At 61.4% G+C, this 23,976-nt stretch carries 25 protein-coding genes and 1 tRNA gene; 14 read left to right on the top strand and 12 right to left on the bottom strand.

Annotation, left to right across the window (positions count from 1 at the left end; translation table 11 throughout):
* Positions 1-95 precede the first annotated feature (95 nt).
* From C8N42_RS04010 to C8N42_RS03975, 8 genes are all read left to right on the top strand, one after another.
* Positions 96-1,268 (top strand): deoxyguanosinetriphosphate triphosphohydrolase, encoded by a 1,173-nt coding sequence (locus C8N42_RS04010; protein WP_107815253.1) that lies wholly within the window; start codon positions 96-98, stop codon positions 1,266-1,268.
* Positions 1,269-1,301: 33 nt separating this feature from the next.
* On the top strand, positions 1,302-3,290 hold the full coding sequence (locus C8N42_RS04005) for a cation:proton antiporter (protein ID WP_107815252.1): 1,989 nt from the start codon (positions 1,302-1,304) through the stop codon (positions 3,288-3,290).
* 53 nt (positions 3,291-3,343) lie between these two features.
* Positions 3,344-5,062, top strand: a complete 1,719-nt coding sequence (argS, locus tag C8N42_RS04000) for an arginine--tRNA ligase (RefSeq protein WP_107815251.1) — start codon at positions 3,344-3,346, stop codon at positions 5,060-5,062.
* Between the two features lie 142 nt (positions 5,063-5,204).
* Positions 5,205-6,392, top strand: a complete 1,188-nt coding sequence (locus tag C8N42_RS03995) for an SPOR domain-containing protein (protein WP_107815250.1) — start codon at positions 5,205-5,207, stop codon at positions 6,390-6,392.
* Positions 6,393-6,407: 15 nt separating this feature from the next.
* On the top strand, positions 6,408-7,385 hold the full coding sequence (nagZ, locus tag C8N42_RS03990) for a beta-N-acetylhexosaminidase (RefSeq protein ID WP_107815249.1): 978 nt from the start codon (positions 6,408-6,410) through the stop codon (positions 7,383-7,385).
* A gap of 20 nt (positions 7,386-7,405) precedes the next feature.
* Complete coding sequence (locus C8N42_RS03985) at positions 7,406-8,206, top strand: segregation and condensation protein A (RefSeq protein WP_107815248.1); 801 nt, start codon at positions 7,406-7,408, stop codon at positions 8,204-8,206.
* Positions 8,199-8,837: an SMC-Scp complex subunit ScpB gene (scpB, locus tag C8N42_RS03980; RefSeq protein ID WP_107815247.1), complete on the top strand. Its 639-nt coding sequence runs from the start codon at positions 8,199-8,201 to the stop codon at positions 8,835-8,837. The genes C8N42_RS03985 and scpB overlap by 8 nt, the downstream gene beginning before the upstream one ends.
* A 125-nt stretch (positions 8,838-8,962) precedes the next feature.
* Positions 8,963-9,217, top strand: coding sequence for a hypothetical protein (locus C8N42_RS03975; RefSeq protein ID WP_107815246.1), 255 nt, complete (start codon positions 8,963-8,965; stop codon positions 9,215-9,217).
* A gap of 173 nt (positions 9,218-9,390) precedes the next feature.
* Here C8N42_RS03975 and C8N42_RS03970 read toward each other — a convergent pair whose 3' ends face one another.
* The 9 genes from C8N42_RS03970 to C8N42_RS03930 form a co-directional block, all read right to left on the bottom strand.
* Positions 9,391-10,056, bottom strand: a complete 666-nt coding sequence (locus tag C8N42_RS03970) for a DUF1236 domain-containing protein (RefSeq protein ID WP_107815245.1) — start codon at positions 10,054-10,056, stop codon at positions 9,391-9,393.
* Between the two features lie 187 nt (positions 10,057-10,243).
* Positions 10,244-11,323, bottom strand: a complete 1,080-nt coding sequence (locus tag C8N42_RS03965; RefSeq protein ID WP_107815244.1) for a 2'-deoxycytidine 5'-triphosphate deaminase — start codon at positions 11,321-11,323, stop codon at positions 10,244-10,246.
* A gap of 99 nt (positions 11,324-11,422) precedes the next feature.
* A tRNA-Pro gene (locus C8N42_RS03960) sits at positions 11,423-11,499 on the bottom strand.
* 96 nt (positions 11,500-11,595) lie between these two features.
* Positions 11,596-12,591 carry a MerR family transcriptional regulator gene (locus C8N42_RS21835; RefSeq protein ID WP_245889957.1) on the bottom strand — a complete coding sequence of 332 codons (996 nt, stop codon included), beginning with the start codon at positions 12,589-12,591 and terminating at the stop codon, positions 11,596-11,598.
* A 24-nt stretch (positions 12,592-12,615) separates the two neighbouring features.
* Positions 12,616-12,915, bottom strand: coding sequence for an integration host factor subunit alpha (gene ihfA, locus C8N42_RS03950; RefSeq protein ID WP_107815243.1), 300 nt, complete (start codon positions 12,913-12,915; stop codon positions 12,616-12,618).
* Between the two features lie 130 nt (positions 12,916-13,045).
* Complete coding sequence (locus C8N42_RS03945) at positions 13,046-14,020, bottom strand: beta-ketoacyl-ACP synthase III (RefSeq protein ID WP_107815242.1); 975 nt, start codon at positions 14,018-14,020, stop codon at positions 13,046-13,048.
* Positions 14,021-14,039: 19 nt separating this feature from the next.
* The gene (gene plsX / locus C8N42_RS03940; RefSeq protein ID WP_281261412.1) at positions 14,040-15,212 is read right to left on the bottom strand and encodes a phosphate acyltransferase PlsX; all 1,173 of its coding nucleotides are present in this window, start codon (positions 15,210-15,212) and stop codon (positions 14,040-14,042) included.
* A gap of 25 nt (positions 15,213-15,237) precedes the next feature.
* Complete coding sequence (gene rpmF / locus C8N42_RS03935) at positions 15,238-15,444, bottom strand: 50S ribosomal protein L32 (protein WP_107815240.1); 207 nt, start codon at positions 15,442-15,444, stop codon at positions 15,238-15,240.
* Between the two features lie 287 nt (positions 15,445-15,731).
* Positions 15,732-16,307, bottom strand: coding sequence for a YceD family protein (locus tag C8N42_RS03930; RefSeq protein ID WP_107815239.1), 576 nt, complete (start codon positions 16,305-16,307; stop codon positions 15,732-15,734).
* A gap of 86 nt (positions 16,308-16,393) precedes the next feature.
* On the opposite strand from C8N42_RS03930, the gene C8N42_RS03925 reads away from it, so the two are divergent.
* Positions 16,394-16,867, top strand: coding sequence for an outer membrane protein assembly factor BamE (locus C8N42_RS03925; RefSeq protein WP_107815238.1), 474 nt, complete (start codon positions 16,394-16,396; stop codon positions 16,865-16,867).
* A 123-nt stretch (positions 16,868-16,990) separates the two neighbouring features.
* Here the strand turns inward: C8N42_RS03925 and msrB are convergent, their stop codons facing one another.
* Positions 16,991-17,383, bottom strand: a complete 393-nt coding sequence (gene msrB / locus C8N42_RS03920; protein WP_107815237.1) for a peptide-methionine (R)-S-oxide reductase MsrB — start codon at positions 17,381-17,383, stop codon at positions 16,991-16,993.
* 149 nt (positions 17,384-17,532) lie between these two features.
* Between msrB and C8N42_RS03915 the strand changes: the two genes are divergently transcribed.
* Positions 17,533-18,285, top strand: coding sequence for a GNAT family N-acetyltransferase (locus C8N42_RS03915; RefSeq protein ID WP_107815236.1), 753 nt, complete (start codon positions 17,533-17,535; stop codon positions 18,283-18,285).
* Between the two features lie 44 nt (positions 18,286-18,329).
* Here C8N42_RS03915 and C8N42_RS03910 read toward each other — a convergent pair whose 3' ends face one another.
* Both C8N42_RS03910 and C8N42_RS03905 read right to left on the bottom strand, forming a co-directional pair.
* Entirely contained in the window at positions 18,330-18,821 is a 492-nt protein-coding gene (locus tag C8N42_RS03910) for an Hsp20/alpha crystallin family protein (RefSeq protein WP_107815235.1), read from the bottom strand.
* Positions 18,822-19,013: 192 nt separating this feature from the next.
* A complete protein-coding gene (locus C8N42_RS03905) occupies positions 19,014-19,655 on the bottom strand; it encodes a LysE family translocator (RefSeq protein WP_107815234.1) in 642 nt (213 codons plus the stop codon).
* 109 nt (positions 19,656-19,764) lie between these two features.
* Here C8N42_RS03905 and C8N42_RS03900 point away from each other — a divergent pair, with 109 nt between their 5' ends.
* The 4 genes from C8N42_RS03900 (at position 19,765) to C8N42_RS03885 (ending at position 23,953) form a co-directional block, all read left to right on the top strand.
* On the top strand, positions 19,765-21,597 hold the full coding sequence (locus C8N42_RS03900) for an ABC-F family ATP-binding cassette domain-containing protein (protein WP_107815233.1): 1,833 nt from the start codon (positions 19,765-19,767) through the stop codon (positions 21,595-21,597).
* 216 nt (positions 21,598-21,813) lie between these two features.
* Complete coding sequence (locus C8N42_RS03895; protein WP_107815232.1) at positions 21,814-22,407, top strand: outer membrane protein; 594 nt, start codon at positions 21,814-21,816, stop codon at positions 22,405-22,407.
* 164 nt (positions 22,408-22,571) lie between these two features.
* Positions 22,572-23,534: an agmatinase gene (gene speB, locus C8N42_RS03890; RefSeq protein ID WP_107815231.1), complete on the top strand. Its 963-nt coding sequence runs from the start codon at positions 22,572-22,574 to the stop codon at positions 23,532-23,534.
* Positions 23,531-23,953 (top strand): DUF1499 domain-containing protein, encoded by a 423-nt coding sequence (locus C8N42_RS03885; protein WP_107815230.1) that lies wholly within the window; start codon positions 23,531-23,533, stop codon positions 23,951-23,953. The genes speB and C8N42_RS03885 overlap by 4 nt, the downstream gene beginning before the upstream one ends.
* Positions 23,954-23,976 lie beyond the last annotated feature (23 nt).

Raw genomic sequence — 23,976 nt, 5'->3', positions numbered from 1 at the left:
CCCGCGTCATCTGTTTGTCGCGGAGGGCTGGGCACAATATAGTCCTCGGAAGGAACAGCGACAAGGACGGGAGCGGCGACTTCCGGGAAGAACAGATGTTGAAACCCTATGCGACCCAGCCTTTTGAAACGCGCGGGCGGCTTTACCCGGAAGAACTTTCAACCTTCCGCTCGCCGTTTCAGCGCGACCGCGACCGGATCATCCATTCCTCGGCCTTCCGTCGCCTCAAGCACAAGACGCAGGTCTTTGTCGAACATGAGGGCGATTATTACCGCACCCGGCTCACGCATTCCATTGAGGTGGCGCAGGTGGCGCGCACGCTCGCGGGGGCTTTGGGGCTGAACGAAGGGCTGGCGGAAGCGGTGGCGCTGGCGCATGATCTCGGGCATTCGCCCTTTGGGCACACCGGCGAGGACGCGCTGGAACTTCTCATGAAACCTTACGGCGGTTTCGATCACAACGCCCAGGCGCTTCGGATCGTGACCAAGCTGGAACGCCATTATGCGACCTTCGACGGGCTGAATCTCACATGGGAGAGCCTTGAGGGCATCGCCAAGCACAACGGGCCGATCATCGGGCCCTATGCCGACAAGAAGAAACATCCCGAGGATGCGCCGCTGCCTTATGCGCTCAAGGAGGTTAACGACCAGTTCGATCTTGAGTTGCATACTTTCGCTTCTGCCGAGGCGCAGGTGGCGGCGATTGCCGACGATGTGGCCTATAACCATCATGACCTGCATGACGGGTTGCGCGCCGGGCTGTTCACCGCCGAGGACCTGATGGAATTGCCGCTCACCGGGCCTGCTTATGAGGAGGTTGACCGGCTCTATCCGGGGCTTGAGCGCAATCGGCGCGACCATGAGGCTTTGCGGCGAATTTTCGGGCTTATGGTCGAGGATGTGATCGCGATTGCCTCCAACCGGCTGGAAAGCGCGCAGCCAGAATGCGCGCAAGACATCCGCGACATGGACCGGACCATCATCCGTTTCTCGAAACCGTTCTTCCAGAATCTCAAGGCAATTAAGTCCTTTCTGTTCAAGCGGATGTATCGTGCGCCTTCCGTGGTGAAGGAACGTAAACGCGTGACCGAAATGATCAACGCGCTCTTCCCGCTGTTCATGGAGAAGCCGGAACTTTTACCGGCGGAATGGCGCCATGAGGTCGACGGGGTGCAAAGCGATACGGAACTCGCACGTCTTGTTCTTGATTATGTTGCCGGGATGACCGACCGTTTCGCCATTCAGGAATACGAACGGCTCTGCACCTGATCTGAGTATTTGGACCAAGAAGAAGGACGCGGCATGGCCACGGAAACAGTGACGGGACTTGGCGCAGTGGAGGCCTTTGCCCTCGTTGGCGTCTTGGGCGTGGGCGCGCAATGGCTGGCGTGGCGGCTGAAATTGCCGGCCATCGTTCTTATGCTGGCCGCCGGGCTGATCGTGGGGCCTGTGCTGGGTGTGTTCGACCCGGCGCGCGATCTGGGCACGCTGGTGCAGCCTTTGATTTCGCTCGCGGTGGCGGTGATCCTGTTCGAGGGCGGGCTGACGCTCGATCTGCACAAGTTGGGCGATGCGCGAAAAGGTGTGATGCGGCTTGTGGTGATCGGCGCACCTCTTGGATGGTTTCTGTCCACGGCGGCGCTGCACTGGGGCGCGGGGCTGGGCTGGGAGGCCTCGACGGTGTTCGGTGGCATCATGGTGGTGACCGGCCCGACGGTGATCGCGCCGCTTTTGCGGCAGGCCAAGTTGCAGAAACGCCCGGCGAACCTTTTGCAATGGGAGGCCATCGTCAATGACCCGGTGGGGGCACTGGCGGCGGTGCTCGCATTCGAGTTTGTGCTTGTGGGGCGTGAGGCGGAGAGTCTGCCGGCGGCGCTCACGCAGCTTGGCGTCGGGATCGCCATAGCCATGGCGGTGGGCATCGTCGCCGGGGCGGCGATTTCCTATGCCTTCCGCCGGGCTTTCGTGCCGGAATATATGAAGGTGCCTGTGTTGTTCGCCACGCTTCTGGCGACCTTCGCCTTTCCCAACATGATGCTGCACGAAAGCGGGTTGCTGGCGGTGACGGTGATGGGGTTGATCATCGCCAATGCCGACCTGCCGTCTTTCGAGGAATTGCGCCGGTTCAAAGAGCACGCGACGGTGCTTCTGGTCTCCGGCGTGTTCATCCTTCTCGCGTCCTCGATGGATTTCGCCTCTCTCGGACAGCTTACCTGGCGCGCGGGGCTGTTTGTTGCGCTGGTGATCCTTGTCGCGCGGCCTTTGACCGTGTTGATTTCGTTGCTTGGGACGGGTTTGCCGCGCAATGAGAAAATACTGATCGCCCTGACCGGTCCGCGCGGTGTCGTTCTCGTGGCCGTGGCGGGGCTTTTCGGCGAGCGTCTGGCGGCGGCGGGGGTGAGCGACGGGGCGGTCATCGGTCCTCTGGCTTTCGTTCTGGTGCTGGCGACAGTGGTGCTGCACGGCTTCACGCTGGCCCCTCTGGCCCGTGCTTTGGGCCTCGCGTCCAAAGGCCGTCCTGGTGTGTTGATCCTTGGCGGGTCGCGGTTCACCACCGCCTTGGGCGAGCTTTTGAAACGCGAAGAGGTGCCGGTGTTGATCGCCGATCCGAACCACGCCCGGCTGTTGCGCCCGCGTACGGCGGGCCTGCCGGTGTTTTATGGCGATCTTCTCGGTGAGGCGGCGGAGGACAGTCTGGAAATCCTGTCATTTGAAACCCTGATCGCGGCGACGGAAAATGACGCCTACAACACGCTGGTCGCGACCGATTTCGGGTCGGAATTCGGTCGGGATCAGGTCTGGCAGATCGCGCGGGAAAAGGGCGCGCGGGCCCGGCATTCTCTACCTTCGCAACTGGGTGGGCGGCCTTTCGGCGGTGGCAAGACCTTTGGCGAATTGGAAGATCTGATGAAACAAGGCTGGCGCATCACCGCCACGCCTCTGACGGAGGATTACGGCTTCGATCAGTGGAAAGAGGAGCGCCCGCATGCGCTTTTGATCGGGCGTCTGGCCTCTGGCGGTGTGTTCAAGCGCTTTTTGCAGGAGGATGCGGAGCTTTTGTTCCCGCGCCGGGCCGAGGCGGCGATCGAGGCCTTGCCGGAGGAGCAGCGCGAGAGTGCGCGAGAGGCGTTGAAGCGGCGGCGCACCGATCTGCGGCTGAATGCGGCGCGGGGGCGGATGAGCGCGGGTGTCAAGCTTGTAGCGCTGGTACCGCCGGAAAGCGAGAGCAAACGTGCCGAGGATCAGGGTGACGAACGGAGCGAGAAGCCCGCGGACGGTCAATCCCGTTGACCTTCGCCATACGCGTGGTAAACCCGCGCCAAGCTATAAGTTAGAGAGACGTCATGAACCTGTTCGCCGATATCCGTGTCCTTGTGATCGACAGCCTTGCGGCGCTGACCGCCGAGGGCGTTCTGCCCGAGGGGCTCGATTTTGCCAACGTTGCGGTGGAACCGCCGCGCGATCCGCTGCATGGCGATATGGCGACCAATGCCGCGATGGTTCTTGCGAAACCCGCGAAAGCGAAGCCGCGCGATATTGCCGAGAAGCTGGCCGCACAACTCGCCACCGATCCCCGTATCGAGACGGTCGATGTGGCGGGGCCGGGGTTCATCAACCTGCGTTTGGTGCAAGGCGTCTGGTCCGGGCTCGTGGAAACCGTGCTGAGCACGGAGAATTATGGCCGCTCCACCATGGGTGCGGGCAAGAAGATCAACGTCGAATACGTGTCGGCGAACCCGACGGGGCCGATGCATGTCGGGCACACGCGTGGCGCGGTGTTCGGCGATGCGCTCGCATCCCTGTTGGATTTCGCGGGCTTTGACGTGACACGGGAATATTACATCAACGACGGCGGTGCGCAGGTCGATGTGCTGGCCCGCTCCGCCTTTGAGCGCTACCGTGAGGCCAACGGGCTGAACCCGGAGATTGCAGAGGGCATGTATCCGGGCGATTACCTCAAACCGGTGGGCGAAGCCCTTAAGGCCAAATACGGTGAGCGGCTCCTGAACACGCCCGAAGAGCAGTGGATCGACGAGGTGCGCGAATTCGCGACCGACGAGATGATGAAGATGATCCGCGCCGATCTCGCCTCTCTCGGCGTGACCATGGACAATTTCTTCTCGGAAAAATCGCTCTACGGCACCGGGCTGATCGAGGCCGCTTTGAAGGAGCTCGACGACAAGGGGCTGATCTACGAAGGCGTGCTTGAGCCGCCGAAAGGCAAGACGCCGGAGGATTGGGAGCCGCGCGAGCAGACGTTGTTCAAGTCCACCGCCCATGGCGACGATGTGGACCGTCCGGTGAAAAAATCCGACGGCTCCTGGACCTATTTCGCGCCGGACATCGCCTATCACTATGACAAGGTGAAGCGCGGTTATGACGGCATCATCGACGTGTTCGGTGCCGATCACGGCGGCTATGTCAAACGGATGAAAGCGGCGGTGTCGGCGCTCTCCGATGGCAAGGTCGATTGCGACATCAAGCTGATCCAGTTGGTGAAGCTGTTCAAGAACGGCGAGCCGTTCAAAATGTCGAAACGCGCAGGCACCTTCGTGACCCTGCGCGATGTGGTCGAGCAGGCGGGCAAGGATGTGACCCGCTTCATCATGCTGACCCGCAAGAACGATGCGCCGCTGGATTTCGATTTCGACAAGGTTCTGGAACAGTCGAAAGACAACCCGGTGTTCTATGTGCAATATGCCCATGCACGGGTCTGTTCCGTGCTGCGCAAGGCTGCGGAGCAGGGCGTGACGCTCAGCGACACGCCGAAGTTCGATGATCCGGCGGAGATTGCCGTGGCGCGTAAGCTCGCCGACTTCCCGCGTCAGGTGGAGATCGCCGCGAAAGGCCACGAACCGCACCGGATCGCCTTCTACCTCTATGAGTTGGCCTCCGACTTCCACGCACTCTGGAACAAGGGCAACGAGAATGAGGCGCTGCGCTTCCTGCAGGACGATGCGGACCTGTCGGCGGCAAAAATCGCCCTGCCGCGTGCCGTGGCCGTTGTGATTTCCGCAGGGCTTGGTATCCTTGGGGTGACACCGGCCGAAGAAATGCGCTGAACCGTCAGGCTGCGCTTTCAAAAAGACCGAAAACCCCCAAAAGGGGCCGTTTGATAACGAGGGCAAAAGATCCTCATGCGGCCCCTTAAGAGCAGATGATAACCCGTGGGAAACAAAGCGGGAAACGAGCGAGGCGAAAAGGATGCAGGACGTGCCGAACGGCCCTCGTATGGGCTATGCGTCGCCGCAGGCGGACGAATATTCTTCCCATGAAAATCACTGGCAGCGACCGGAGCCGCAGGTGACGCGCGGTGCGCCGCACACCGCTTATGAGCACCCCGGACTGCGCCAAAGACCGGATGCGGATCGTCTTTTCGCCGATGGACATGTGCATTTTGAGCAACAGTCACCGCGTCATACCGCGACCGGGTTTCAGGACCCGCGCGCCTCTTACGATGCCGGTCCCGCCTATGTCTACGACACCACGGAGATGTTGTCTGACGAAGTTTCCGAGCGGCCTCATCTTGGCCCGGCACAATGGGGCGGTGCCATTGTCTCGCTGGTGCTGATCCTTGGGCTTGGCATCTGGGGTTACAAGCTCATGGTGCGCGATGTGACCGGTGTGCCGGTGATCCGTGCCATGGAAGGGGCTGCACGCCTTCTGCCTGACGATCCGGGGGGGCAACTGGCGATGCACCAAGGGCTTGCGGTCAATTCCGTGACCGCGGACGGGTCTGCCGCGCCACCCGCCGACCGCTATGTTCTGGCCCCCGCTACCGCGGCGCTGACCGAGGAGGATCAGCCGATGGCCAATATTCAGCCGGTGCTGAGTTCCTATGAGCCGTCCGGTTCCGCTTATGCTGTGCAACCGGGCTCTGCGCCACTCGAACAGGTGGCGGTGGAGGAAGACCCGCTCGAACTCGAAGGTGTCGAAGAGGTGGCGGCGGCCGAGCCGGAGATGCTTGATGAGGCATCGGTTGCCGACGCGAAGGCCGTGCCGATGCCGAAACCGCGCCCGGTGCGTCTGGCCTCTCTGGCTACGGAGCAAAGTAGCGCGAGCCTCGACGGTGTGGCCGGTGATATTCTCGCCGCCCTTGGGGCCGCCGAGAGTGCGGAAATGGCCCCGGAAGAAGTGCCCGTGGGCAGTCGTCTGGTGCAATTCGGCGCTTACCAGTCCGAAGATATTGCGCGTTCCGAATGGGAGCGTCTGACCGGGCGTTTCAGCGATCTGATGGACGGCAAGACGCGGGTGATCGAACGGGCGGAAAGCGGGGGCAAGACGTTCTACCGCCTGCGTGCCTATGGGTTTGCCGATGCTTCTGATGCCAACCGGTTCTGTGCGGCGATGACCTCGATGAACGCGGCCTGTACGCCGACGGTTCAGCGTTAAGCGCTGGAAACACCCATGGGGCAGGGCGCTTTTATTCTTGGATGTGAGGGACTTGCCCTTACATCTTCCGAAGTTTCTTTCTTTAAGGCCTCTAACCCATGGGGATTTATACTTTTTGCGCGCAATGTTGACACGCCGGAACAGCTTTGCGCTCTCACGAGCGCTTTGCGAGAGGCGGTTGGGCGTGATGCGCCGATCCTGATCGACCAGGAAGGTGGGCGGGTGCAACGGATGCGCGCGCCTCACTGGCGCGAATTCCTGCCGCCCATGGATCAGGTGCAACAGGCGCGCGATCCGGGGCGGACCATGTGGCTGCGCGGGCGGCTTCTGGCGGAGGATCTGCACAGAGTCGGCATTGATGTGAATTGCGTGCCGGGTCTCGACGTGGCCCGTGCCGAGACCCATCCTTTTCTGCGCAACCGGTGTTTTTCCGAAGACCCCGAAGTGGTCGCCTGTATGGGGCGCGCTTTGGTCGAAGGCATGGCGGCGGGCGGTGTGGCGCCGGTGATGAAACACCTGCCGGGGCACGGGCGGGGCACGGTGGACAGCCATAAGGGCCTGCCACGGGTAACGGCTTCTCTGGCGGATCTTGAGCCGGATTTCGCGCCTTTCAAGGCGCTGAACGATCTGAGCATGGGCATGTCCGCGCATATCATCATGGAGGCGATTGACCCCGAGCGCCCGGCGACACAAAGCCCGGCGGCGATCCGGCTGATCCGTGAAGAAATCGGTTTTCAGGGGCTCCTGATGACCGACGACATTTCCATGGGGGCACTTGAAGGCACGCTGCGCGAGCGCGGAGAGAGGGCATTGAGTGCGGGTTGCGATCTCGTGCTGCATTGCAACGGCGATCTCGCGGAGATGGAAGAGATCGCGGCGCTCGGAGAGATGAATCCGCGGGCGCAGGCGCGTGCCGAGCGGGCGGTGGACAGCCGTCCCACCTATGTGCCCATTGACACGGACGCGCTGGCAGAAGAGTTTTTAACTTTGTAAGCCCAGAGTAAGGGGCCCTTATGGCCGATCCCGATCAATTCGACATCACCGACATCCTGACGGTCGAGGAACGCCTCGCCGCCGAGGCTTTGATCGTGGATGTCGACGGGTTCGAGGGGCCGCTCGATCTTTTGCTGCAATTGTCGCGCACGCAGAAGGTCGATCTGATGAAAATCTCGATCCTGCATCTGGCGCAGCAGTATTTGCTCTTCGTCGAGAAGGCGAAGGAACTCAGGATCGAACTGGCTGCCGATTATCTGGTGATGGCGGCCTGGCTGGCGTTTCTGAAATCGCGCCTGCTGCTGCCACCCGATCCAACGGACGAGGGGCCGTCCGGCGAGGAACTGGCCGCGCACCTGGCCTTCCAGCTTCAGCGATTGGAGGCGATGCGCGAGTCGGCGGCGAAACTCATGGCGCGTGATCAGAAGGGCCGGGATTTCTTCGTGCGCGGCATTCCCGAAGAGGTACAACGCCTGCGCAATGTCACTTATACGGCGAGCCTGCTCGATCTGATGCAGGCCTATGCGCGGGTCAGAACCAAGGACGAGTTCCGCCCCTTCGTGCTTGATCGCGAGGCGATCCTGTCGATGGAACAGGCGCTGGAAAAGCTGCGTTACCTGATCCCATACGCGGTCGAATGGGCGGACCTGTCGTCTTATCTGCCAGAGGGGTGGGAGCTCGACCCGAAGAAACGCCGCTCAGCGACGGCGGCGACCTTTGCGGCCTCGCTGGAACTCGTCAAACAGGGGCAGATCGAGATTCGACAGGGCGGAACCTTTGCGCCGATCCAGATCAAAGCAAGACGGAGAGACCATGGCTGAAGAGCAGTATCAGGAGGAGAGCCTGTTCGAGGCACCGCCTTTGGCCGAACAGGAGCGCATGGTCGAGGCCGTACTTTTCGCCTCCACCGATCCGGTGAGCCTGACCGATCTTGCGGGGCGGATGCCGCATGGCTGCGATCCGAAAGCGGCCCTCGAACTGTTGCAGAAGCGCTATGAGGGGCGTGGCGTGCGTGTGGTGCGCGTGGGGGATGCCTGGGCGATCCGCACGGCGCCCGATCTCGGTTTTTTGATGCAAAAAGAGACGGTCGAGACCCGCAAACTCAGCCGGGCGGCGATTGAAACTCTGGCGATCATCGCCTACCATCAGCCCTGCACCCGCGCCGAGATCGAGGAAATCCGCGGCGTGTCCGTTTCGCGCGGCACGCTGGATCAGCTCATCGAGCTGGAATGGATTCGCTTCGGGCGGCGGCGCATGTCGCCGGGACGTCCGGTGACCTATGTGGTGACGCCGACGTTTCTCGATCATTTCGGTCTGGAGACGGCACGCGATCTTCCGGGGGTCAAGGAGTTGCGGGCAGCGGGGCTTCTGGAAAGCCGTCCGATGCCGGGCCTCGATGAGGAACGCGACGAGGACGAGGAACAGGACGACCTGTTCGAGGATGAGGCTTAAGAAAACCACCTCTTTCCTCATGTTTCCTCATGCGCGCCGTGGAATGACCTTATTCCGGGAGTAACCGGGATCGCGAATGACACATCGCAAATGACATAGAGACCACAATCGGAAGGCCTGCCGTCATGAATTTGGACAGATTGATCTCGATGATCATCAATCGCACGATCCGCACCTTTGTGAACAAGGGTGTCGACGTGGGGATAGATGCAGGAACCAAACACCTTGCAAAGCGACGCTCTGCCAAGACCGGGCAGGATGCGAAGCTGACGCCCGAAGAAGAGCAGCAAGCGCAAAAGCGCCTAGCGGGACAGGCAAAGAAGACCGTGCAGAATGCGCGCAAAATCTCCCGCCTGTCGCGCCGGATCGGGCGGTTCTGATCCCTTGCTCGGATTTTGGTCTTTCACAGTCTGACGACGTGTTCATTGTAAGAACACCTCATAAGGACCTTCCGCTTCGGGGGCCCGAAGCCCGGTTTTTACGGCTGTGACAATATAATAAGGCCCCCCGCCAGTGCGAGGGGCCCGTGATCAGAGAAACGCTGAGGGTTGTATCAGCGGATGATTTTCACGATGCGACGGTCTTCCGGGTTCACGATCACGGTTTCCGAGTTCACATTGATGTACTGGAAATCGCTGTCCGGAATCTCGTAGGTCTCGATGTTGTCCGGAATGCCGGCGCCCACCACGACTTCACCGTCGAGCCAGACCGGCTCAACCGGGTGTTCGGTGACATAGGTCACGGTCACCGGATCGGGGTCGGCGGCGGCTCCGCCCGCCATGCCAAGGACGGCACCGGCGGCAATCGCAGCGGGACCACCCACGATCAGAGACCCGGCCAGCGCGCCGAAAGTGCCGCCTGCCAGAGCGGCCTCGCCGGTGGAGGTTTCGTCATAGGTCACGGTCTCGATATCGAGCTGTTTCTGGTTCTGGTAGATCAATACCGGCTCATCGTTCACCGGGGTCGTCAGGTAGGGCGAATAGGCCCAGCCGCTTTGGCCATTGACTTCGACTTTACACCAGTCACCCGCACCGATGCAGCCTTCCACAGTCACGCTTTCATCGGCACCGATCGTGCCGAGCGTCTTGTATTGGGCGCCCGGACCCGCACGGAAGTTCAGATCCGTCGTCGCGGTCGCCGTCATCGCGGCGAAGGCCGGAGCCGACAGCAGAGCCGCGGTGGTGGTGGCGGTGACAAGCGTCTTGAGTTTGAAAGTCATGTTTTACTCCTGTTTCATCGCACAGCCATGCTGCGCAGTACGGAGTATCAACAAACCAGTGTGTCCGAATGTTCCTTGGCACGAGCAAATTTTTGTGCGCAGGGGCAGGGTGACTACCATATGTGGCATGTTTTAGCCGATGGATCGCCTGAGCGCTTTTCCAACGGCAATGACACGGATTTGCATTTCATTTTGTTGAAGAGGCGAAATGCTTCGACAATTTCAACCCCTGCCCCTGATAATTCGACGCCAGATCGGCACCGTAAAGCCGGTCGGGGCGGCTTTCCATCCGCTCGTAGACCAGACGCCCGACGATCTGCCCATGTTCGAGCACGAAAGGCGCTTCGTGACAGCGCACTTCGAGTACGCCGCGCGCACCCGCGCCGCCAGCCCCGGCATGGCCGAACCCCGGATCGAAGAAGCCCGCGTAATGCACCCGGAACTCGCCGACCATGGCCAGATAGGGGGCCATTTCGGCGGCGTAATCGGGCGGAATGTGCACCGCTTCACGGCTCACGAGGATGTAGAAGGCGCCGGGATCGAGGATGATCTGGCCGGTTTTGGAATAGATCGGTTCCCAATATTCCGCCGGGTCGTAAAAGCCGATGTTGTCGAGGTCGATCACCCCGGTGTGCGGCTTGGCGCGATAACCGACGAGCGTGCCTTCAGCGGGTTTGAGATCGACGGAAAAGCCAAGGCCCTGATCAATCACCGCATGACCGTTCACCAGAGGGCTCTCTTTGTGCAGCGCCTCAAGCTCTGCGTCGTTCAGCACCGATTGTCCGGCACGGAACCGCACCTGATTGAGCCGCATGCCGGGGCGGACGAGAGCGGAGAAGGAGCGGGGGCAAATCTCGGCATAAAGCGGGCCATCGTAACCGGGCGCGATGCGGTCGAATTCGACGCCCTCGTCGGTGATCAGTCGGGTCAGAAGATCGAGCCGCCCGGTCGAGCTTTTGGCATTGGCGACGGCCTGAATGCCCTCGGGCAGGGCGAGGCGTTCCATCAGCGGCACGACATAGACACAGCCCTTTTCCAAAACAGCACCATCGGTCAGGTCGATCTGATGCATTTCGAACTCGGAGAGGCGTTCGGAGACCGTGCGGCCTTCGCCCGCCAGAAACGAGGCCCGCACCCGCCAGGCGCGCGTGCCAAGGCGCAGATCGAGGGAGGCGGGCTGCACCTGTGCGTCGATCACCGCCGGGCTGGCCGTGATCTCGCCGCGTGTCAGCATGTCCCGAATGGCATGATCGGCCAAAACACCCATGTCGTCCTCCCCGGGTCCTCAAACCCTTGTTTCCGATCCGAAAGCTTTAACGCAAAACCGCCCGCAAGCCCAGAGGCTGCGAGCGGTTTTGAGGTGTTTTGGTCGGGCTAGCAGGACTTGAACCTGCGACCTTCCGTCCCCCAGACGGACGCGCTACCAGGCTGCGCTATAGCCCGACGTGGACCCCTTACATAGTGATTTCCGTAGCAGGGGCAAGCGTTAATTTGGCTCATCCCCCGTAAATTTCAGGGCAAATTCCGGGCGCGATGAGATCACCCGGCAATGCGCGCCCGTAGGGCTTCCACGCGGCTCAACAGCGCGGCGATTTCATGCTGCGACACATGACACAACTTGCGATGGTTCAACTGACCGACAATGCCCGGAGACATGATTGTAATATCGTCGTCGTCCGAGGGGTCTTCCGGCAGGGCGAATTCACGGCCAACCGAAGCCGTGGCTTCAGCCGGGGAAAAATCTGTTGCGACATAAGGTTCTTCGCTCGTTTCCTCTGCGATCTCCGGCTCGATTGTGCCGATGCCCGCTGTGAGAATCGCCTCGTCCTCCGCCGTCATTTCGGCGTCGTCTGTCGCGCTCTCGGCGGTCGTGTCGAATTCGATGTCATCTTCGGTGATGTCTTCATCCGCTTCGATGGGATCGGGTTTTTCGAACAGATCAGCCATTGGCCCGTGGTCGAAGTCGAAGGAGGTCTGACCGGCCCGGCCTCCGGCAACCGGTGCCGGAGCAGCGGCAGGCGTCTCGCTGTCATGTGCGTTCGCGACGGAGGCTTCCGGCGTGAGGTCTTCGCTTCGTTCCTCTGATGCGACCTCGGCTGTGGGCGGCGTGGTCGTGTCCGGGCGGGCAAAGGGAATCACACGTTTTTCCGGTTCGGTCGGTTCGAAATCGTCCTGCGGCACCATTTCAGCCATGGGGGCGGACGGCACAGGGGGAATCGGGCTGTGTTCGGGCGTTGGTGCGGTGATTGGCTCGACGCCCTCGATCACCGGCGAGAGCGAGGCGACATATTTCACCCCGTGCTCCCGCAACAGTTTCTGCACGCCGCGAATGGTCATACCATCGTCATGAAGCAGTTTCTTGATCCCGCCCAGAAGCGCCATGTCGGAGGGGCGGTAATAGCGCCGCCCGCCCGCGCGTTTGACCGGTTTGACCTGGGTGAACCGGCTTTCCCAGAACCGCAACACATGCGCGGGCGTATCCAGCCAATCGGCAACCTCGCTGATCGTGCGGAAGGCGTCCGGTGATTTATCCATTGTAGATCAAACCTTTAAGCGGATTTACGACTTGTTGCCCGCCGCCACGCGGTCCTTCATCAGATGCGAAGGACGGAAGGTCAGAACCCGGCGGGCCGGGATCGGAGCTTCGTCGCCGGTCTTCGGGTTGCGCCCGACACGTTCGGCTTTGGCGCGTACCGAGAAGGTGCCGAAGGACGAAATCTTGACGGTTTCTCCCTCGACGAGTGCGTCGGAAATATGCGCCAGCACGCTTTCGACGAGCGCTGCGGATTCGTTGCGGCTCAGGCCGACCTCGCGAAATACGGCTTCGCTGAGATCCATGCGGGTCAAGGTCTTGGTCATTTTTCTCCCCCTGCGGAACGATTGTCCCGGAGAGTGGCAGTTTGGTAAGCTTGCGTCAATATCAATGACTTGGCTCGGGCAGTTGAGGCGCCGGAACCTGCCGCCAAGCGCCGGCTAAGATGACCCTACGTCACCAGCGCAACACCACCGCCCCCCAGGCCAGCCCGCCGCCGATCGCCTCGGCGACGCAAAGGTCGCCTGCCTTGATTTGACCGCGCTCCTTGCCGACCGACATGGCAAGCGGGATCGAGGCGGCGGAGGTGTTCCCGTGATCCTGCACGGTGACGATGACCCGATCCATCGAGTGACCGAGTTTCTTCGCGGTGCCTTCGATGATGCGGATATTGGCCTGATGCGGCACGATCCAGTCGATATCGGCATCGGTCAGCCCGGCTTTGCTGATTGCGGTCTCGGCGGTTTCGGCGAGTTTCTGCACCGCCTGACGAAAGAGTGCATTGCCCTGCATCCGGAGTTTGCCCGAAGTGCCGGTGGTGGAGACACCGCCATCGACATAGAGCATCTCCTTGTACTGACCGTCGGAATTCAGATCGACGGCGAGAATGCCGCGGTCCTGCGGTGTTCCGGCCCCTTCACGGGCCTCCAGCACCAGCGCGCCCGCGCCATCGCCGAAGAGCACGCAGGTCGAGCGGTCTTCCCAGTCCATGATACGCGAAAACGTTTCGGCCCCGATGACGAGCACGCGTTTGGCCTGACCGGAGACGATCTGGGCATTGGCGTTCGAGAGCGCGTAGATGAAGCCCGCGCAGACCGCCTGCACATCGAAGGCAAAGCCGCAGGACATGCCGAGCGCGTTTTGAATCATCGTCGCGACCGAGGGAAAGGTCAGATCCGGCGTCGAGGTGGCGACGATCACCGCGTCGATGTCCGAGGGTTCAAGCCCCGCGTCCCGGAGCGCGGCGCGCGCGGCCTCGGCCCCCATCATGGAGGTGGTTTCCCCTTCGGCGGCAAAATGACGCCGCTCGATCCCGGAACGGGTGCGGATCCATTCATCGGTGGTATCGAGGGTTTTTTCGAACTCTGCGTTCTCGACCACGCGGGCGGGGAGATAGTGTCCCACACCAGCGACGACTGCCCGGACTGTCATGGACAAGGCCTTATGTTATTTATGACGTTCCGTCATTTTGCGATGTGGCGACGGCGGATGCAACCCGTGCCGCCAAACGATCGGTAAAGCCCGAGGCGGATAGCTCATAGGCGAGTTTGATCGCAGCTGAGACGCCCGTGGCGTCGGCCGAGCCGTGGGATTTGACCACGGTGCCCCTGAGCCCGAGGAAGACCCCGCCGTTCACACGGCGCGGATCGATTCGTTTTTGCAGACGTTTGAGCGAGGTGAGCGCGAGCAGGGCGGCGATGCGCGACAGCGGTGTCGCCTTGAACGCCTCCTTGAGAAGATCGCCCACGAGCTTCGCAGTGCCTTCGCCGGTCTTGAGCGCGATGTTGCCTGTGAACCCGTCGGTGACGATCACGTCCACCCGGTCGCCGGGAATATCGCCGCCCTCGACGAAGCCTCTGAACTCATAGCCGCCAATGCCGGAAGCGTTCTCGATCAGCTCATTGGCTTCTTTCAACTCCGCGCGACCCTTGTGCTCCTCGGTGCCGACGTTCAGAAGGCCCACGCGCGGCGTCTCAAGGCCAAGCCCATTACGGGCATAGGAGGCGCCCATCATCGCGTATTGCAGCAGATCCTGGGCATCGGCGCGGATGTCGGCGCCGACGTCGAGCATGACGTTGAACCCTTGCACATTGCGCGAGGGCCAGAGGCAGGCGATGGCCGGGCGGTTGACACCTTCCAGCTTGCGCAGGCGGATCATCGAGGTCGCCATCAGCGCGCCGGTGTTGCCACAGGAGACGCAGGCCTGCGCCTCGCCATCCTTCACCGCGTCAATGGCGGAGCGCATTGACGTGTCGGTGCGGCGCATCGCCGTCGAGGGTTTGTCATGCATGGTGACAACACCCGGCACGTCGCGAATCTCGACGCGATCACGCAGGACCTTGCGTTTGCGGATGAGCTTCTGAAGCTCGGCCCCGTTGCCGTGGACGATAAACCTGAGCGCGGGATTTTTGGACGCAGAACGTGCAATACCGGCGACAACCGCCGCCGGTCCACGATCGCCACCCATGGCGTCGATTGAAAGCGTGACCTGAATCCCCTCACGAGCGCCGAGACGGCCCTTGTTGTCCGTGGCCCTGCTGTCCGTGTCTTTATGCTCGGACCCCTGTCCCGTGATCGCCGGGGCAGAGGTGCCGGAAGAAGTCTCGGACGGGCTCATGCTCATCAGAACGCCAGTCGGGGAATCGGACTTACGCCGCGTCTTCGTCGAGGTCGATCTCGTCGGCCTGAGCGACGACTTCACGGTCATCGTAATGGCCGCAAGCGCCACAGACGTGGTGGGGGCGTTTCAACTCGCCGCAGTTCGGGCACTCGGCGGGGTTGCCGGCGACCAGAGCATCGTGGGCGCGGCGCATGTTCCGCTTGGAGCGGGTAACTCTATTCTGAGGGACAGCCATGTCTCAACCTCGGTAGCAACGGGCAGGGGGTCTTGCGATCCCGTGCCTCTGGTGGGCGGGGCCTTGGGCCCCTGATACAAGTCCGGGCCTCATACCCGGTGAAAACTTTGGCGCTTCATAGGCCTTCGCGGGCAGAGTGTAAACCATGGTTTGCACCATAATTTCCGTCTGCGCCCTCGTCCGTCCCCGGTCAGAGACGCGTCAAAGACGTGCATGGAAGCGAGGCCGGGAACATACTCGCTTTGCGATTCCATGCAAGTCTTTTGTTTGCGGTGTTTTAGAGGCGGTTATTCGCCGTTTTCTCCACCGTCTTTGTCGATCTTGTCGCGCAGCGCCTTGAGGGCTGCGAAAGGTTTCGTATCCTCGTCGCTCATTGCCGTTTTGCCCGGCTCTGTGAACTGTGTCACGCCCAGCTCGGCCCCTTGTGCGCGGGGATAATCGGGGGCGGCGAGCGCCAGAGCCTCTTCGGCGACGGCGGAGAGGATGAGGGTGGCGGGCAGAGGTTCGACGGTGTCGTCCTCCGGCATCTCAAGCTCTTGTTCGGGGTGAAATTCCTCGTGCAGATCGGCGATATAGGTGCGGTTCACAGGCACATCGAGTCGGGTGGTCACCGGCACGAGGGTTGCCACGCAGGGCTGCACCACGGTGGCGCCGAGTTCTCCTTCGAGCCGCCAGTCGCGTTTGCCGACAGGGATCATCCGGCCTTCGAATTTCACTTTCCGCACCGAACTGAGGCCCAGAGTTGTCGCCATTTCCTCCAGATCTTCGCTGGAGGGCACCAGGCGGAAGGAATGGGCATGGGCGTCGGAAAGATCGCGTAGGTGCAAAGGGCTGCCCCAGCTGTGCAGGCCGTCGTGTCCCATTGTGGAAGTCTCCTTGATCGTCGGGCGCTGTTTCTATAAGCCGGATACGGATACGAGGCGCAAGCACACAAGGCAAGAGGGGGCATATGTCCGACCGTATTTTCCCGCGAGGGGCCGCAATCGTGGCGAAAGCTCTTCTGGGGCTGGCGCTGATCCTGTCCCTGAGCGCCTGTGTGGCGCAGTTCCGCAACCATGGCTATGTGCCCTCGTCCGAGCAATTGGCGCAGGTCGTGGTGGGTGTCGATACCAAGGATACGGTGGCCGATGTGATCGGCGCGCCGGGGATCGAGGGGATTCGCGACAATTCCGGCTGGTATTACGTGCGCTCGCAATTCCGCCACTACGGCGCGTTCGAGCCGAAAGAGGTGGACCGGCAGGTGGTCGCGATATCTTTCGACAGCCGTGGCGTGGTCAGCAACATTGAGCGCTTCGGGCTTGAACAGGGCCGCGTGGTGGTGTTGGAGCGTCGTGTGACAGACGACAACATCAAGGGCGTGACCTTCCTCGAACAGCTCTTTGGCGGTCTTGGCAACATCTCTGCGGAACAGCTTTTGCAGTAAGCCTGCGCAGAGAGCCGACACAAAAAGCCGCCCCGCGATGGTTTCGGGGCGGCTTTTATTTTGAGTATTTTCGCCATCGGAAAACCCTTAAAGGGCAGGTTTGGCGATGTCGGGCGCGGTTTTTCAGTCCGGCACGAAACGGATCGACACGCCGTTGATGCAATAGCGCATCCCCGTCGTCTCGCGCGGCCCGTCCGGGAAGACATGGCCCAGATGCGCGCCGCAGTCGTCGCAATGCACTTCGGTGCGGATCATGCCGAAGGAGGTATCGCGGGTCTCGCCCACCGGTGCGTCCTCTTTCGTGCGATCGAAGGACGGCCAGCCGCAATGCGACTCGAACTTGTTCTCCTGCCGGAACAGTTCCGCCCCGCAACAGGCGCAGGTAAATGCCCCCGACGCTTTCGGAAAGCCCGGATGGGAAAAGGCGCGCTCGGTGCCGTGCTGGCGGGTGACGCGGTAGGTTTCCGGGTCCAGCTCCTCGCGCCATTCGGCATCCGTTTTTTCGATTCTCGGCATGGCGTGCTCCTTTGTCTTGTTCAGGGGCAAGATAGTTGGCTGTGGCTTTGTGACAAGACGTCAAGAAATCGTCATCTCTTGCAGGCATGAAGAGGCGACCCCATAGTCTTATGGTATGATATTGGTGAAAGCGGAAGGAAGCCTTCGCGATGTTCAACCTGCTCAAAGGCCGTTATACGGTGCGCTTCGCGCAAACCCGCGCGGATATCGAAGCGGCGCAGCGTTTGCGCTATCTCGCCTTCGTGGCCGGAACCGGGGCCGCCGAACGCCTTGACGGGCTTGAGGCGGACGATTTTGACGGGTTGTGCCGTCATGTCCTGATCGAGGAGCGCAAGACGGGGCGGCTCGTCTGTACCTACCGCTTTCTCGATCTTGCGGGCGGGGCGGACATCTCCCGCAGCTATTCGGCGCAGTTCTATGGGCTTGAGGGGCTTGCGGAGTATGAGGGCCGGATGCTGGAGATGGGGCGCTTCTGCATTCACCCGGAATGTCACGACCCGGACATCCTGCGCATCGCCTGGGGGGCGATGACACGCTATGTCGACGAGGCGAATGTCGAACTGCTGTTTGGCTGTTCGTCCTTTCACGGTGCCGATTGGGCGCTGCATGCCGATGCTTTGGCGATGCTGAAACACCGTCATCTAGGGCCGAAACGGTTTTTGCCGAAGGTGAAAGCGCCGAACGTGTTCAAATTCGCCGCGCGGCTGCGGCGCAAGCCGGATGCCAAGCGCGCCGCGCGGGCCATGCCGCCTTTGCTCAAGACTTATCTGATGATGGGAGGCTGGGTGTCGGATCACGCGGTGGTGGACCGCGATCTGAACACGATCCATGTGTTTACGGGGGTGGAAATCAAATCCATCCCGCCCGCGCGCAAGAAACTGCTGCGCTCGGTCGCCGGATAACGCAAAGGCCCCCGAAGGGGCCTTTGTTCGTGATATTTGAACGATCAGGCCGCGTGTTTGACCTCGATCTTATGCGCCTCGGACCTGGCCTCTGCCGGTTTCGGCAGGGTGAGCGTCAGCACGCCGTCTTTCATTTCGGCGGCCACGCTGTCCGGGTCCACGTCGAACGGCAGGCTCATCACCCGCCGGAAGCTGCCGCAATAGCGTTCGATCCGGTGATAGGCGCGGGCGGTCTTGTCGTCCTTGTCCTCATCGGACGCGGTTTCGGTTTTCTTTTCACCTTCGATGGTCAGACGATTGCCGCTGACCGAGACGGTGACGTCGTTTTCCGTCATCCCGGGAAGCTCCGCGGTGACGGTGATTGCGTCGTCCGTTTCACTGACGTTGCTGTTCATGGCGAACGTGTGGTCAGGAAGGGACATACCTTCGCTGAAATCGTCGAACAGGGATTCGATTTGATCCCGGAGCGTTGCGAAGGGGGTTTCGGCCTCTTTATGTCCAAGCCAGGACGTCGGAAGCCAGTTTTTCGATCTCATGATCAGTCCTCCCGATAATAAAGCGTTACATCTTGACGCTGAGACATCAGAAGGTGCGGTGCTGCGCCAAGTTTCTGGCCCAGAGTTGTGACGGAACGCTTTTGGTTGCCGATGGGGAGCTTATAGCAGGAAACGCTGCCAAATGCCTTGATCCGATGCCATACAGTTTTGCACAGGGCCGGTCAGTGAGGCTCAGCGCTTTTCCAGCGCAAGGCGCAGTCCGAGTGCGATGAGAATCGCGCCAAGAGAGCGTTCCATCCATTTGCCCAAGGTCTGAGACCGGCGCAGGGCGGCTCCGAGGCGGTCGCCCATGAGGATCAGCGGCGGCTCGACGAGGGCGGCGGTGACGATGATCAGCGTGCCGTGCAGAAAGAGTTGCGCTGGCAGGGGGCCTGCGCCTTCGACCACGAATTGTGGCAGGAAGGCCAGAAAGAACAGTGCGACCTTGGGGTTCAGAATGTCGGTGAAGACGCCCTGCCGGAAAATCGCCCAAGGGTTGAGGCGCGGGCCCGCGACGTCCTTGTCGCTCAGAAATGCGCTGCCGTCCGAGCGCAGCGCCTGAATGCCGAGCCAGACGAGATAGGCGACACCCACCCATTTCACGATGGAAAAGGCGACGGCAGAGGTCATCAGGATCGCCGACAATCCGGCGGCGGCCATCACCACATGCACCATCGCCCCGATCCAGATACCGAACATGGCGGCAAAGCCCGCACGCTTGCCGCCGCGCAGCGTCTGGCCGAGGATGAAGGCGAAATCCGGCCCCGGCGCGAGATTGAGCAAGAGGACAGCGGAGAAGAAGGTGGTCCAGTGGAGCAGGGAATAATCGAACATGAGGACAAGCTATAAAGAGGGAGCCGGGCTGTCCAACGTCGCTTTGTGACGCGGCGCATCACATGACATGATCATTGACCTTTTTGCGGCACCCGAGTAGCGGTGCGGCATGGCACGCGCACCGGTTTTACAACTCTCCGACATTTCGCTCACCTTTGGTGGAAACCCTGTCTTTGACGGGCTGTCTCTCGTTGTTCAGGAGGGCGACCGGGTCGCTCTTGTGGGCCGGAACGGCTCGGGCAAGTCGACGCTCATGAAGGTCATGGCGGGGCTTGTCGAGACGGACCGGGGCAGCCGGGTTCTGGGGCCGGGGATCACGGTCGGCTATATGGAGCAGGACCCGGATTTGTCGGGGTTCGAGACCTTGGGTGATTTCGCGGCCTCGCAACTCGATGCGGCGGAGAGCTACAAGGTCGACATGGTGGCCGAGGGGTTGAAATTCGACCCGTCCACGCCGGTTGCCACCGCCTCGGGCGGCGAGCGTCGGCGGGCGGCCTTGGCGAAGCTTTTGGCCGAGGCTCCGGGGCTGATGCTGCTGGACGAGCCGACCAACCATTTGGACATCGAAGCGATTGCCTGGCTCGAAGAGGAACTACGACTGACCAAAACGGCCTTTGTGCTGATCTCCCACGACCGGGCGTTCCTCAATCACCTGACACGTGCGACGCTCTGGATCGACCGGGGCGAGGTGCGGCGTCAGGAGCAGGGCTTCGAGGCGTTCGAGGAATGGCGCGACAAGATCTGGGATGAAGAAGACCAGCAGCGGCATAAATTGAACCGCAAGATCAAGGCGGAGGCGCGGTGGGCCGTTGAAGGCATCTCGGCGCGGCGCAAACGCAACATGGGCCGGGTTCGGGCGCTTCAGGATTTGCGGGCGGAACGCGCGAGCCAGATCAAACGTCAGGGCACGGCGGCGATGGAACTCGAAGTGGCGGAGAAATCCGGCAAGCGGGTGGTCGAGGCCGATCACATTTCCAAGAGCTTCGGTGATCGCGTGATCGTCCGTGATTTCTCGATCAAGGTGGCGCGCGGTGACCGGATCGCTTTCGTGGGGCCGAACGGGGCGGGGAAGACGACGCTTCTCAAGATGCTTACGGGTGAGATGGGGCCGGACACGGGTACCATCAAACTGGGCACGAAGCTCGACATGGCGGTGTTCGATCAGACGCGGTCCAATATTCGCGAAGACCTGACGCTTTGGGAGGCGATGACCTCGGACAAGGAGATTTCGGTCTCCGGCAAGGCCGATCAGGTCATGGTGCGCGGCACCCCGAAACATGTGGTCGGTTACCTGAAAGACTTTTTGTTTTCCGAAGCCCAGGCGCGCGCGCCGGTGGCGTCTCTCTCGGGCGGCGAAAAGGCACGGCTTTTGCTGGCGAAGATCATGGCAAAGCCGTCGAACGTGCTGGTGCTCGACGAGCCTACCAACGATCTCGATATCGAGACGCTCGATCTGTTGCAGGAATTGCTCACGGATTTCGAGGGGACGGTTCTTCTGGTGTCTCACGATCGCGATTTCATCGACCGGGTGGCGACGCAGACAGTGGCGGTTCCGGGCGATGGTTCCGCGACGCTTTATGCTGGCGGCTGGTCCGATTATCTGGCGCAGCGCGGTGACAGCGGGTTTTCCAGTGAGAAACCGCATGTGAAAGCGGCGACAAAGCCCGAGGCGAAAGCGGAGAAACCGGCGCAGAAGACCGCACCGGCAAAGTCCGGGTTGTCTTTCACGGAAAAGCACCGTCTCGAAGCCTTGCCTGCGGAAATCGAACGCCTTGAGGCGGAAATTACCAAGCTCGGTGAGCTTCTGGCCGACCCGGAGTTGTTCACACGCGAGCCGGTGAAGTTCAAAAAGGCGACCGAGATGCTGTCGCAGCGGCAAGAGGCGCTGATGGCAGCCGAGGAAGAGTGGCTTACGCTCGAAGAGAAGAATTCCGACGCCTGAGCGGTCGAATTTCTTGTGGATATTTTCCCTTCGGCCAGTTCTTGCCTGTCCTGAAGACCGGTTCGGCAGCTTTTCACCGATTTAGGGTACCTCACGGTTTCCTCACGCTGGCGTGACTTCCTCCCCTCTGTTTTTCGGGAACGTTTTGTCTATGTCTCTCGTTGAGATGTCGATCAAGGCATCACCTCTGAACGAGGCAGTACAAGGAGAATGAACATGAAACGTATCGCAACCCCGGCACTCGCTCTGGCCGCTTTCGCTCTGACTGCTCCGGCCTTCGCCGGTGGCTATTCCGAGCCGGTCGTCGAACAGCCGGTGATCACTCCCGCCCCCGTCATGCCGGTTTCCGGCACCGACTGGACCGGCGGTTACGTCGGTGCGACGCTTGGCTATGGCTGGGGCTCCGACGCGCTGGATGACGCCGATGACATGACCTACGGCGTGTACGGCGGTTATGATTACGACTTCGGCGATTTCGTCCTCGGTGGCGAACTTGAGTACAACGCCACGGAACTGGAAAACGACACTTCGGACCTCGATGATCTGACCCGTCTGAAACTGCGTGCCGGTTACGACATGGGGCCGGCTCTGGTCTACGGTGTGGTCGGTGCGGCCTATGCCAACGCCGATATCAACGGCAGCTCCTACAATGACACCGGCTATGTCTACGGTATCGGCATGGATTACGCCGTGACCGACAGCATGACCGTGGGTGCCGAACTGCTGCAAAACGAATTCGACGAATTCGACGACAGCGGTGAAGACCTCTCCGCGACCACGCTCGGTGCGCGCGTGAGCTTCCGCTTCTGATCCGACGATCCGAAGTCACGTTCCCCCCCGATGGTCCATTTCGACCATCTCAGGCCCCTCGTCTTCATGACGGGGGGCTTTGATGTTTCAGAACCGTAACATCCGATGGACTTGGCCATCGGGAACGCTAGAGTGAGGCAAGACAGAAGGGGGAGGAGCCGGATATGGCGCTCGAAGACGCGAAACATCAGATCGATGTGGCCTTTACCGGTTCCGGGCGCGGGTTGGCCTATGAAAATGCCTTCGGTGGTGCGCTTTCCGCCTTTCGTCGCCGTTACACCAAAAACCTCACCGGTGTTGATCTCGCCATCACCGGCGTGCCCTTCGATCAGGCGGTGACCAATCGGCCCGGCACACGACTTGGGCCACGGGCGATCCGCGAGGCGTCCAGTTTGCAGCCTTTTGACGCGCCCTATGGCTGGGGTTATTCGCCCTTGGATGAATTCAATATCGTGGATTACGGCGATCTGGCGTTTGATTACGCGATGGTTTCCGAGTTTCCCGAGCGGCTGACGGATCACATCCGGGGCATTCTGGCCGCAGGGGCCGGGAGCCTCGTTCTGGGTGGCGATCATTACATCAGCTACCCGATCCTCAAGGCGCATGCGGAGAAATTCGGGCCAATCAGCCTCATCCATTTCGATGCGCATTCCGATACGTGGCAGGATGACGACCTGACCCGCATCGACCATGGCACGATGTTCTACAAGGCGGTGAAAACCGGCCTCATCGACCCGAAGACCTCGGTCCAGATCGGCATTCGGACCGATAATCCGGACACTCTGGGCGTCAATATCATCGACGCGCGGACTGTGCATGAGCGCGGGGCCGCCTGGGTGGCGAGTGAGGTGAAAAAGATTGTGGGCGACCGCAACTGTTACCTGACCTTCGACATCGACTGTCTCGACCCGGCTTTTGCACCCGGCACCGGCACGCCCGTCTGGGGCGGGCTGGCAAGTTGGCAGGCGGCGGCGATCCTGCGCGATCTGGCGGGGGTGAACCTGACCGGCGGCGATGTCGTCGAGGTCTCGCCGCCCTATGACACGACGGGGGCGACGGCGGTGGCGGGTGCCCATGTGGCGATGGAAATCATCGCGCTCTATGGCTGGACGCGGCGGAAAGAATGAAAATGCTGATCTGGGCGATTATCATCGGGTTCATTGCGTTGCAGGGGTTTATCCGCCTTGCACCGACCGATGGCGCGCGCTGGCATATCGACCCGTTTGCCGCATCCGATCCCGCGCCCGGAGGGGTAAAACGGCTGGTGAGCGTGCCGCTGTCACCGGAAGAGGCGCTCTCGCGGCTGGCGGCGATTGCCGAAACCGAACCGCGCACACGGCGCGTCGCCGGTTCGGTCGAGGAGGGGCGTCTGACCTACCGTACGCGCTCGGCTTTCTGGGGTTTCCCCGATTTCACCACGATCTCCGCGCGCTCAGACGAGAGTGGCGCGGAGGTGGTGATCCTCGCGCGGTTACGCTTCGGAAAATCGGATTTCGGGGTGAACGGGCGGCGCGCGGATGCGTGGATCGCAGCGGCGGGGTTTTAGCTTGGCCATCTTGACCCGCCTCG

Source organism: Celeribacter persicus (assembly GCF_003050785.1).
Classification (GTDB): Bacteria; Pseudomonadota; Alphaproteobacteria; order Rhodobacterales; family Rhodobacteraceae; genus Celeribacter; species Celeribacter persicus.
Note: the sequence above shows the minus strand (reverse complement) of the source record. Positions and strands in the feature narration are given on the sequence as shown.